Origin of the sequence: Desulfoluna sp. (genome assembly GCF_030145185.1) — a bacterium.
Taxonomy (GTDB): domain Bacteria; phylum Desulfobacterota; class Desulfobacteria; order Desulfobacterales; family Desulfolunaceae; genus Desulfoluna.
On the sequence record NZ_JAQYWB010000041.1, the window covers coordinates 45332 to 55901 of the forward strand.

The 10570-nt window shown below is 51.3% G+C and carries 6 protein-coding genes; 1 reads left to right on the forward strand and 5 read right to left on the reverse strand.

All coding sequences use genetic code 11. The features are described 5' to 3' along the window. Positions 1–274: 274 nt before the first annotated feature. The 5 genes from Q1Q75_RS14135 to Q1Q75_RS14155 all read right to left on the reverse strand — a co-directional run bounded on the left by Q1Q75_RS14135 (position 275) and on the right by Q1Q75_RS14155 (position 8752). On the reverse strand, positions 275–2050 hold the full coding sequence (locus Q1Q75_RS14135) for a sigma-54-dependent Fis family transcriptional regulator (protein WP_300671896.1): 1776 nt from the start codon (positions 2048–2050) through the stop codon (positions 275–277). Between the two features lie 22 nt (positions 2051–2072). Then, positions 2073–3989 carry an ATP-binding protein gene (locus tag Q1Q75_RS14140; RefSeq protein WP_300671899.1) on the reverse strand — a complete coding sequence of 639 codons (1917 nt, stop codon included), beginning with the start codon at positions 3987–3989 and terminating at the stop codon, positions 2073–2075. A gap of 929 nt (positions 3990–4918) precedes the next feature. Then, positions 4919–6850, reverse strand: a complete 1932-nt coding sequence (locus Q1Q75_RS14145) for a hypothetical protein (protein ID WP_300671902.1) — start codon at positions 6848–6850, stop codon at positions 4919–4921. 482 nt (positions 6851–7332) lie between these two features. Beyond that, a complete protein-coding gene (locus Q1Q75_RS14150) occupies positions 7333–7839 on the reverse strand; it encodes a DsrE family protein (protein ID WP_300671905.1) in 507 nt (168 codons plus the stop codon). A 313-nt stretch (positions 7840–8152) separates the two neighbouring features. Beyond that, positions 8153–8752: a TetR/AcrR family transcriptional regulator gene (locus Q1Q75_RS14155; protein ID WP_300671908.1), complete on the reverse strand. Its 600-nt coding sequence runs from the start codon at positions 8750–8752 to the stop codon at positions 8153–8155. 473 nt (positions 8753–9225) lie between these two features. Here Q1Q75_RS14155 and Q1Q75_RS14160 point away from each other — a divergent pair, with 473 nt between their 5' ends. After that, entirely contained in the window at positions 9226–10338 is a 1113-nt protein-coding gene (locus Q1Q75_RS14160) for a diguanylate cyclase (protein WP_300671911.1), read from the forward strand. Positions 10339–10570: the final 232 nt, after the last annotated feature.

The following is a 10570-nucleotide window of genomic DNA, read 5'->3' on the forward strand; positions in this document are numbered from 1 at the left end:
AAGAAAGAAATCCCCCCGAAACGTTGACTCAGGTTTCAGGAGTTCTTCTCGGTGGAGAGATCTGTTCACCGCCCTGCAGATAGCAACTATACTTTGCACAAGGGATGCCAAAGACACGCAAAAAAAGAACCGGCTGATATATCGAGGGATTGTTCGAAAGAGAGCACCGGCAACCGGGAAAGCCACTCTGCAACAAATGGCATATCCACCCCAATATTTATCTTATACACCTGAAATAATGGGTTTTTTGTCGCAATTCCATTTCTTGCAGATTTTATGCAGAAGTCAGCGCATAGTCTTTCATTTTTTTATAAAAGGTCCGCACAGGAAGATTTAAATAGCGGGCGGTGTTGCCCCGATGCCATCGGTTTTTTTCAAGGGCCTTCAAGAGGAGTTTCTTTTCGTACGACTTCATGGCGCCCTGCAGGTCCTGCGCCTCGTCGTCCTCCGGCACCGTCTCACCCACAGGTAGCGGAGGAATAAAGCAAGCCCCCTCAAGCTCCAGGGTGCCCAGGGTCTGGTAGCGATGGATCACATTCTGCAACTCCCGGATATTGCCGGGCCACCCATAGTCAAGCATTGCGTGCATGGAGCGCGCATCAATCACGGGAAGTGCGTCTTCGCCCCACCCATGGTTCAAAAAGTGTTCCACCAGCAACGGGATATCTTCCCTTCGCTCTTTTAAAGCGGGCAAATAAATGGGAATAATATGAATTCTGTAATAAAAATCTTCCCGCATGGTGCCCGTACGTACCGAGGCTTCCAGATCCTGATTTGTCGCGGCGATAATCCGGATATCGGTTTTTTTGATCTCGACGCTTCCCAACGGCGAATAACCGCCCCCCTCAATGGCCCGAAGCAGCTTCACCTGAAGACTCAAGCTGATCTCTCCGATTTCATCAAGAAAAAGGGTGCCGCCCTCCGCCTGGTCGAGATATCCTGGCCTGTCGCTCGTCGCCCCGGTAAAGGCCCCTTTTTTACACCCAAAGAACTCACTTTCCAGCAACGCCTCGGGAATCGCCCCGCAGTTCACCGCGACAAAATGGCGGCCTCTCCGACCGCTCATCTCATGAATCGCCTTGGCGGCCAGCTCCTTGCCGGTGCCAGACTCCCCGTAAATAGCCACCCCTGCGTCGGTGGTGGCGGCCTTGGCCACCAATTCGTAGACATCCTGCATGGGTTGAGATTTCCCGATCATGCCTCCAAACCGGTACCGATCCTTCATGGAGGATCGTAAGAGTCTGTTTTCCGTCCGAAGCAGGGCGGACTCCTCCTCAAGACGCAGCTCCTTCTCCTTAATCTCAGTGATATCCCTGGCGGTCATCAAAACAGCATTTCGCCCCTGCCATCTAATCACGCAGAGGTTGACCCCCACCCAAAAAACTCTCCCACCCCACCCGGTGCACCGTCCCTGGAAGGAGTGCTGGCCTTCGCCCCGCTCCTCAAGTTGCCGAACCCGGGCCACCACAGCCCCCCGCTCCTCTTCAAAAAGATGCTGAAACGCCTCTCTCCCCGCCAGATATTCCGTATCGTCATAACCGAAAATCTCGCCAAAGGCCCCATTGACAAAGAGATAACGCCCCCCTTGAGTGAGCGAAATTCCGTCGACGATCTGCTCGGTGAGCAATCGGTATTGCACCTCACTCTGGTCGAGGGCCTGCTCCACGACCACCCGCTTTCGGCGATCCGCCGCCTCGCGCAATTCACGCTCAATGGCCGGAACCAGGCGATCAAGCCGGTCCTTGATCAGGTAGTCATGAGCCCCTTCTTTCATCACCTCAACGGCGACATCTTCCCCAAGAACCCCGGAGACCATGATAAAAGGGATATCCCGACCTGACGCCTTCAAAAGTCCCAGCGCTTCGATGCCGCCAAAACCCGGTATATCGTAATCGGAGATGATCAGATCCCAGTCCTCACGTTCAAGGGCGTCCGCCATGGACGACTCACTGTCCACACGACGGCACTCCGGCTGCAGGCCATCTTTTCTGAGTCTGCGCAGGAGCAAAAACGCATCGTCTTCCGAGTCCTCTACAATCAGCACCTTCATTTTTTTTCCATCCCAATCATCCTCACAGAGTAAAGTAAAATACGGCCCCAACCCCCGGCGTACCTTCCGCCCAGATGGTACCGCCATGACGATGAACGATCCGCTGTGCCGTGGCCAGCCCCACCCCGGAACCGTCAAAGGTATCCGAGGAGTGAAGCCTCTGGAAAGGCCTGAAAAGCTTGTCCTTCCCCTTCATATCGAACCCGACCCCATTGTCCCGAATAAAATAGACCGGCTGGCCGTGGGCTGATGTGTTCGAAATCCCGAATTCGATCTCCGGCGTGTCGGATCGGGCGGTAAATTTCCAGGCATTCCCCATAAGATTGGCAAAGAGAATATGAATCAGACGGGGGTCGCCCTGCCCTTTCAACCCCGCCGCAACCAAAATAGCCACCGTCCGTTGGGGATACTGACGTTCGAGATTCCGATGCGTCGCCATGGCCAGGTTGGAAAAATTCAGGGTCTCGGTGGTCATCTCACACCGGGTTACCCGGGCCAGATGCAACATATCATCGATCAACCCCGCCATATGCCGGGACGCCTTGCGCACCCGGGACAGATATCCACGGCCTTCCTCATTCAAACTCTCGGCGTGATCCTCTGCCAGGGCCTGACAAAACCCTTCAATCCGTCTCAAAGGGGCTCGAAGGTCATGGGAAACGGAGTAAGAAAACGCCTCCAGCTCCCGGTTGGCTGACCGTATGGAGCGATTGGCGTCCGCCAGCTCCCGGGTTCTAATCTCCACACGCGACTCCAGCTCTCCGGCGCTTTTCTGCAACGCTTCATGAAGCTGGGTATGATAAATGGCCGTGGCCAGGGAGTTCGCCACTTCCGTCACGATGTCCAGATGTTCAGCCAGGAATCCGCCGGTTTGTTGCTTGCCCACGTAAATCGCCCCGATCATCCGCCCCTCAATCATCATCGGGACGCCCGCACAGGAACGAATCCCGGACTTCACGAGTTGTCGGATCACATCGGAATCATATTCGATGGCCGTGATATCTTCGGCCAGAGCGGGAGCACCCCGTTTCATCTCGGGAGGAATATAAAAGGAGGAGAGGGCCAGACACAACCCTGTCCGGATTCCTTTCGTACCCTTTTCATAGAGCCCCTGAAGTGTCCCCGTTCCCAATTCATCATCAAAGGTCACAATGCTGGCCCGATCGCAGGGAACCATCTTAAGAATATGATGGATGGCCGCTTCTGCCACCGCATCAGGAGATCGAGCCATCAGGATGGACTGATCGATGCAGTGCAGCAGATCCAGCCGCTCCAGATACCGATTTTGCATCTCGTCACCGCGCTTTCGATCGGCCAGAAGATGCCTCAGGGAATTGCCCCACGCCGTCAAGATAATCAAGGCCAGGGAACAAAGAGCCATCGTAATAAAAATCGCCCGCTGATACGCATCATTGACCTCACGCTCCAGCCCTTGGGCAATGGAGGCTATTTTCCCATCAAATAAAACAGAGAGTCTCTCATGTTCAATTTTAGACAGGGTGTGCAAGACCTTTGTGGCGTGCATACCGGCCGAACCATAGGTCAGACGAATGATCCGATTGTAGGTGCGCCACGCCTTGTCAAAGCTTTCCCTGGGGAGACCGTATTCATCGATCGTTTTTGAAATAGACGTCATATCCGCATCAAAGCGCTGCCTGATGCGGTCAATCTCTTCACGCTCCTTGGGACCGACCAGATCGTACATAGAGATACGCGCATGGTTCAACTGTCCCTGAATCAACTTGAGCTCCAGAACCTTTTCCTGGGCGTGATCAACGGTTTGCATCACCTCTCTCACGTTGTAAACCCCGACAAAACCGAGACTGACGATAAAACAGATCACGCATAAAAAAGCCAGAAACAGCCGCGCGCTAATAAACATGACCGTCCCCTGAACCCACACCGTATCAACGTTGTCCTCTGCCAGCTTTGCCTGCAAAAAAACCTCCACCTTATTTTTCGGCAATACGCCGCCTATGAATGACTGTTTTTTAATATTACCTATTCCGTCTTCCGTTATAAGACCACCCTTACCACCAAAGTAGTGTGGAGTTAAACCATGCGCTTGTCAAGCGGCCCATAAAGTCGATCGCCCAGGCCAGCACAGAAGCAATGCCCGCCATAACTTAATTTTCACATCAAATACAATTTCACTTTTTTTCTAAAAACTTAAAAAGACGACGCATAAGAGAAACGTCACACCCTGAGCCTGATAAATCGGAGCAGGATGGCTCATTGACAGCCCTGTTTACAATCATTCATCATGAGTTATTTTCTCTAACCCGTCAGGGTTCCCCGGTCCCTCTTCTATGGAGGCGGAGCCTCCGAGGGGCAGTCCCAAGCAGAGCTTGGGAACGAGGATGTGTGAGATAAAACGGGTGACACACGGTCATCTCTCTCGCTCCCTGGCTCCGGCTTTCTCTCGCGGCCAGGAGGGTGTCGTGCCTTCGCCCGGTGCCAAAGCCCTTCTGGTGTTGGCTTTCAGTGAGCCTTGCGCCCTTTAAAGTCTCAAAGGCATGGATTTTCGGGCGCGCCGTGCTCCGCCGCGGCATTAACGTGATACCGATGGAAAAAAGTCTCTCGTTGGGATGTGATAAGAGGTGGGGCTCCGTCCGGGGGTGGGGTGTGCAAGGCTCTGCCTTGCCGGTGAGGGATCGCGATGGTGTGTGAATAAATTTACAGGTTGTGGCGGTATCCACTATGGAGGCGGAGCCTCCGAAGTGCGTTCCCAATCAGAGATTGGGAACGAGGATGGGTGAGATAAAACAACGGGTGACGCACGGCGACTTTTCTCGCCCCCGGGCGAAACCTGGAGACGAAAAAGAATGATCCGATGATCCCGGCCAAAGGCATCATAAGCCCAGAAATTTAGAAAAAGATAAACAATCTCGGAGACATGAGGACCAAAAAAACATTGCGATATCCGATACGAACCACGTCTGTCAACGCATCACCCCAGACGTTTCTCTTCATCTGGCCCTCCTCGCAGGTCACCACGGCATAACTCATGAGGCGATCTTTTTCATTAATCGTCTTGTGCAATTCGATCCGTTGGTTCAGCCCCTCACCCGTGCACTCCTTAAATAAAACCGAAAACTTAGTAATATCTTCATCTTCATTAATAATGAATTTCACATCGATCCGTTCAATCTCTTTGCCCCCATTTTCCCCCGGCCTATAGTGGTATTCGGTGTACTGAATGGCATCGATGGCGAACCCATCCGAATCCGCCTGTAATTCATGGTTATCCAAATCCTTCGCACCAAGGCATGCCGTTGCCAAAGAATCAACATCTTTCGCCGTTCCCCGACCAAACACCGCAATCACGGTTTCCAGAGTCCCGCTCGCATCGTAGCCAAACCAGTCCCCGCCAAGGCAAAAGGAGTCCTCTAAGACCCTTGGGGCCGATCCTGGGACAAAAAGGACCCTGTCAACCCGACCGATAGGCAAACGCCAAATCCTCGCATCGAGGGGTTGATTGAACGAGGGCATTTGGATTCCCAGGTTTTCCATGCGCCCTGTTTGATCCAGGCTTGTTTGAAACGTAAACCCTTTAAACACACAGGAAGCGATGTCATACAGGTTGCCGCCCCTGAATTTTGCGGTTAAAAAATCCGTGCCCCCTTTATTGACAAGGGCCGTATCGAGCTGCCTCCGGTCATTATACGTGTTATCGAGATTTAAAAGCGACTCACCGTTTTCACCAGTCACCGTCAAAGAAGCCAACGCACCGGATGCTTTATGTTTCAAATCCACATTCACAACTGAATTTTCCAATGCCGAACCTAAAAAGGTTCGTATAAACCCAATTGAATCTGAAATGTGTACTTTTGAAAGGTTATTCGCCCCATCATATAAAAAAGAGGCCTTCATGAGTACCTCGTCCTCCTGTGGCTTGGGTTCATCCCCCGCTGGCTTGAACACGGAAATACCCACCACACGCTTGGACGGGGTATACCTGGCCTGAGAAACAGCCGTCTGGATCTCGTGAAAATCCGTCTCGCCCGTCGCATTATGCTTGTTTTCTGCTTTAAAAAAATCCCCAGCAGCCTGGGTCAGGGTCGGTGCCATGGAAACAGAGCCCACAGGGGCATTCCCCCCCATATATGCCGCCAGGTCATCGAGTATTTCCCCCGATTCTTTTGCCGTATCATTTTCAGCCGCCTGGGAGAGAACGGCGAGCATTTTTGCATACCGCTGCTGGTTCTCATCGCCATCATCAAAGGCATTGGGATCGGTGATATCCACCGGGTTGACCGTGGTGATATCCATGACCGGTGCCCCCGATGCATCCACGCCCAATATTCTGGATACTTTTGTATTGGATGAAACGATGTTCGCCGCGGTCAATCCACCGTCCATTTTCTCTGCGATCCGGACAGCGACCTCGGTGAGATCGGTGACGGCAACGGTCAATTCTCCGTCTGCATGAGCTGCAACCACCGCCCGCAAGACATCGTGCTCCCCCCTATCAATCTCATCCCCGGTGGCCTCATCAATATAGGCCCCCCCCGTCACCTCAACATACAGGCGCATCGCATGACGAACCATGACCGAATACCGCCCATCCGCGTTCGTCATGGTGGTTTCCAGGAGGTCCCCTTTGGCACCGCTTTCATCAATTTCAAATATGTTGACGGTCCCGTAACGTATAAGCCCCTTAGCCGCCACACCGCTGATTTGATCATAATCTGAACCGCCACCGCAACCGGCCACCGCCAATATAAAAAAAACAAGCAATGCCGTTGCCAGGACCGTTCTCATTTTTTTTGCACTGCCAAAAAATCCACAATTATTCATTTATTTCTCCTAATTAAGTCGGGAAGGCAGAACTAATCTTTAAAAAACAATACAGATTAATAAAGTAAAAAGTTAACTACAATACATTAATGCTAAGGGAAAGCTAATACGTTACAACCAGCAGAAAGCAAGTAAAAAGTGATCGCCTGGGTATCCAATTAATTTAAGAGCCCAACCGCTCTGTTAAAAAACAGGGCCGCTGTGATTCGATCATTTAAAATGAATGGATAGCCTGTACGATAATTAAAACAGGAAAGAATGTAAGGAGCCTATTCTGAAACCGTCCTTACGATGATGTGCCAGCATATCGACTGAATTTGAGAGGTCTTCTCGTGACCCGGGAGATCACAGACAGGACAACACAACAATAAAATACCACTGTCATATTAGAGTCTTATTTATGCAGCACCAAATAAAAAAACCCCGTCTCCATGATCTCTCATAAAGACAGGGTTCTGTTCGGGAATGCACCGACAGATAGTTTACATGATGGGGACCGTGCCGTACCCCTGGGCCTGGTAGCCGATCAGAGAGATAAAGGTGTTGCCCACGATCTTGATCTCGGGGAGAACGGCGCTGTTGTCGACCTGAAACAAACCGGTGGCGATGGCGCAGGCCTCAAATTTTACCCCCAGGGCATTAAGCTCACGGACTTTCACAGCGATCTGCTCGAAGACGGCGACCTGCTTGCTGTCCTTGACCTGGTTTTTTCCGATGATGAACTGAACGGCAGGCCCGCGAAAGGCCACGACAAATTCAGGGGTCACGCCCTGCTTAATCAGTCCCTGATGGGTCATCCCGATCACATCAAGGTAAAGGGGCAGGCTTTCGGCCTGGCCAAGGTTGATGTCAAAAAAAGCCTTGCCGGAGGTGACGCCTTCAAGGGCGTCACGATCATCAAGCCCCTGGGCAAAGGCGGCTGTCGCCATCATAAAGAGGCAAAGAATCAGGGCAAGGCTGGACAGTGTCCATATTTTTGTTGTTTTCATAGGATATTTCTCCATTTTATATTGTTTGTATATGATCAGAACGAATATTCGTTCTAATGGCTAATGGCTAATGGCTAATGGCTAATGGCTAATGGCTAATGGCTAATGGCTAATGGCTAATGGCTAATGGCTAATGGCTAATGGCTAATGGCTAATGGCTAATGGCTGTCAATTCGCAGAAGAAAATAACCCATACTGTTGACCACGGGCGCAGCCCGTCAGCGAATGTGATCGGCTCGAGGCACGAGAGCCACGAGCATTCGCGAACCTGGGGTGCAGGGGATTTATCCCCTGCCCGCCGGAGGCACGTTTTTCATCCGGCAGCCACCGAACGCCAGGCGCAGTCCCAAACCTCATCGAGATAGCTTGCAACGGGCCGTTCCAGGACTCCGTCCAGCTCCAGGTGAATCATCCGGATACCGCTGCCGAACAGGGACGCGGCGGCGACGGTTAAGTCCATCTCCCGAATTTCCCCCTCTTCCATGCCCCGCCTGACCATCTCTTTCATACGGAGAAAGGGGCCGGAGGAACAGATGGGTTTCTCTTCGGGAAGGAACTCACGATGCCGGGCATAGAGGATAAACTGCATCACAGACGGCGTGCGCCGGGTGAGGTCCATAAGCCAGGCGAGGGCGGCCCCACACCGGTCATGGGCGGTGGTGTGGCTGCGGTCGATCTGGTCCATGCCTTCATCCATGGCCGTTACAAGCCCGGTGAAGAGCTCTCGGGCGATCCCCTCTTTGTTTTTAAAATAGTGGTAGATCGATCCGATGCTGACCTTGGACTCACGCTGGATATCGTGAATCGAGGTATTGAAGTAGCCCCGAGCGGTAAAGAGACGCAAGGCGGTCATCAGGATGAGCTCCTGGCGAGTCAGCTGGGTTGTGTCTTTGATTTCCGTTAAGTTGATCACGTCGGCTCCTCTGGCTTGAAATCTATTAGAACGAATGTTCATTCTAATACATCTCATCAAGACGTCCTGTCAAGCCAAGAGTCCATGGCACAAAGAACGATGAAGGCGAACAGGTGGGCACAGCAGCCCTCTCCAATCGCAGAGTCCTTGATAAATGCATCCTCAAAGAGGAGGAGTACCCACACCCGGCAGACCCAAAAACTATTCAACCCGTTTAATTTAACTTCAAATTCCTATTAAAAGCTGATAAAGAATATAAGATATATATGTCTTTATAATAGAGTAGACCTTAAAAATAGGACATTCCTTTTTCTACACACAGCGTCGGGAGAACATGTGAATTTTTTACATGCCTACTCAAAATTCCCTGTTTATAATCCACCCCCCTCTTATATCGAATTTCTCCGGTAAAAGCAGCCCACAACGGCCCGTCCTTTTTCCGCCCATCCCTAAAACAGAAAAAAAGCTATTATATGACCGAGCTCAATCATCTCTGCGAATTCAAAAATGCCAAATTAGAAAAACAGTTCAAGGACTATCAGTGGCCTTACCTCCAAGAAAGGCTGCGGTTTATCTATCTGATCACCGCGACCGTCTACCTGCTTGCAGGCTTCGGTGATTATTATGATCTCGGTCCGGGTCTGAAATTCACCCTTATCCTGAGCGCAAGAGCCTTTGCAGGGCTGGTCGGTATCGCCGCCATTGGCCTGCTCTATTTCAACCGAAAAGCCTCTCCCATGCACAGCATGGCCTTGACCACTTACATGTCCATTGTCATGATCACCGAGATCCTCGAGCTCGTCATGAAGGCTCCCCTCGCGGGCACCCTAAACATCACGGCGACCTCTTTTATTGTGTTTGCCTACTATCTTTTTTCTCCACCGAGCCTTATTGCGCCCTTAATCGGAGGACTTGGCGGCTCTGTTTTATATTTGTGCGCCGGTGTCTTTATGACGCAGACCCCCTTCTCATCGATGATAACGACGATTCTCTGCTTTTGCCTCGCAAACATCTCTGGAATCTATTTCTATTTCCATATGGAGACATCCAGACGCCGTGAATTTTCAGCCATAGCCAAATTGAAAGCCCTTGTTGAAACCGACGAATTAACCCTGGCCTTAAGCCGAAGAAAAATCGAAGAAATGGGAGACTTTCTCATGAAATCGGCAAAACGATTTCACACCCCTCTGACGGCGCTCATGGTGGATATCGATCATTTTAAACAGGTAAACGATCGCTTCGGCCATCCTGCCGGAGACAGGGTTCTTGTCGAATTGGTCCATCGCTGTAAACGCAGACTCCGAGAAGTGGACGGGCTCGGAAGGGTGGGCGGAGAAGAATTTCTCATCTTTCTTCCCCAATGCAATCTCTCCCAGGCATTGATCGCTGCCGAACGTCTCCGAAAGACCATTTGCGACACCCCCTTTCAAACAGAGAATGAAAAGATGCAGGTCACTATCAGTATCGGTGCCGCAGAGTTAAATGACCACCATCAGGAATTATCCTGCCTGGTCCGCGATGCGGATCTGCAATTGTATCAGGCCAAAGAAAAAGGGCGAAATCGCGTTTACCATGCGGCGGCATGATCAGGCACCACGCCAGCCTTAGCCCGGATATTTCATGTGAAAACAATCAGGACTAAGGAATAATTCGTAATTACAGATCTTTGCAGTAATATTTTCAGTCGTTTCAAAAATGCAAAATGTAATCCACGGTATTCTGTCTGATTTTCTCACCCTTCGGGCGCGCCGGGTGCACTCATCTGCCGCGTTATCAGAGCTTTGAGGTAAACCACTACATCTTCAGCTCTGATGCCTT

Excerpts from the sequence above, each read along its gene's own strand:
- Q1Q75_RS14135 (WP_300671896.1), bottom strand. The coding sequence starts at position 2,050 with ATGAAGGTGCTGATTGTAGAGGACTCGGAAGACGATGCGTTTTTGCTC.
- Q1Q75_RS14145 (WP_300671902.1), bottom strand. The coding sequence starts at position 6,850 with ATGAATAATTGTGGATTTTTTGGCAGTGCAAAAAAAATGAGAACGGTC.
- Q1Q75_RS14150 (WP_300671905.1), bottom strand. The coding sequence starts at position 7,839 with ATGAAAACAACAAAAATATGGACACTGTCCAGCCTTGCCCTGATTCTT.
- Q1Q75_RS14160 (WP_300671911.1), top strand. The coding sequence starts at position 9,226 with ATGACCGAGCTCAATCATCTCTGCGAATTCAAAAATGCCAAATTAGAA.